The organism is Psychromonas aquimarina ATCC BAA-1526 (genome assembly GCF_000428725.1).
Taxonomy (GTDB): domain Bacteria; phylum Pseudomonadota; class Gammaproteobacteria; order Enterobacterales; family Psychromonadaceae; genus Psychromonas; species Psychromonas aquimarina.
The window spans coordinates 1-1380 of the sequence record NZ_AUAM01000136.1 but is presented as its reverse complement, the minus strand read 5'-3'; the positions used below and the strand labels follow the sequence as shown (position 1 = coordinate 1380).

Sequence of the window (1380 nt, the reverse complement as noted above, 5' to 3'; positions counted from 1 at the left end):
GAGCGCACCTCATGTGCACGCAAAATCAAAATATTTAAAATCAAATGCACCGTCTGAAGACGGTGGTTTTTACCACTTAAAGCTGGAAATAAACTGGAATTTCATTACACTCCGAAGCATGCAGCTGGCTGAATATGGCGGAAATAGAGATTGGAGTTATGAGTAAACAGTGTCTGGACAGGCGATAGATACGTTAAAGCGGGAGTTATCCGCTTGCGCGCTTAAACGCAATGAGAAAAAAGAAACGATAAACTGGATGTTAGATGTAGATGCCGCACGTTCAAAACTTAACAAAGCGTACGGCAAACTCATAAAATCAACTAATCAAAATTAATTGGAAATAGCACTAGTATTTTTTACAAAAAAACAAACAGGTATTTCTCTACTAGCTGCTTATCGATGTGTAGGCATAATTCAAATGGGAGGTAATGAAGAATCTATGAGCTTGGTTCGCCTATTAGTGCAAAAATAAATGATGAAAAAGATAAGCTTAAGCACGGCTAGCGCATTTTAAGGTAGTGTTCAAAAATATGTGTCATTTCAGTAAAATAGATTAAAACAGGAATGACACATGACAAATAAATTTAACTTTAACGATGCTGTTAAAGATCTTCAAGCAGGCAAGAACCTTAACGGTAAAGATGGTGTACTCACATCTCTTATCAAGCAGTTAACCGAAGTGGCACTTCAAGCCGAGATTGAACAACACCAGGATAACGACCAGCAGCCTAATCGGAAAAATGGCTCTAGAACTAAAACCGTAAAGTCAGCTGTCGGGAGCTTTGAGCTTAATACTCCAAGAGATCGTAGCGGTAGTTTTGAACCTCAACTGGTTAAAAAAAATCAAACCACACTCTCTGATGAAATAGATGAAAAAATACTTTCCATGTTCAGTATGGGAATGAGTTATCGTGATATTCATAAGCACATTGAAGATATGTATGGCATGAACGTCGCTACAGGCATGATAAGTGCTGTAACTGACAAGCTAATACCAGAACTAAAAGCATGGCAGCAAAGGCCGTTAGACAGCCATTATCCTATCGTTTGGCTTGATGCTATTCACTACAAAGTTAAAGAAGACGGCCGTTATATCAGCAAGGCTGTTTACACGTTGTTAGCGCTCAATATGCAGGGTAAAAAAGAGGTATTAGGCTTACATTTATCTGAAAATGAAGGTGCCAATTACTGGCTTTCAGTGTTGACCGATCTTAATAATCGCGGTGTTAAAGATATCCTCATTGCTTGCGTTGACGGCTTAACCGGCTTTCCAGAGGCAATTGCGACTATTTTCCCTGAAACCGAGACTCAGCTGTGCGTTATTCATCAAATCCGCAATTCAATGAAATACGTGGCTTCTAAGAATCAAAAAGCATTTAT

Annotated in this window: 1 protein-coding gene; it reads left to right on the top strand. The window is 38.9% G+C overall.

What is annotated here, in order from left to right; translation table 11 throughout:
- Window positions 1–571: 571 nt before the first annotated feature.
- A partial coding sequence (locus tag G337_RS0119365; protein WP_028865310.1) for an IS256 family transposase occupies window positions 572–1380 on the top strand: 809 nt, incomplete at its 3' end.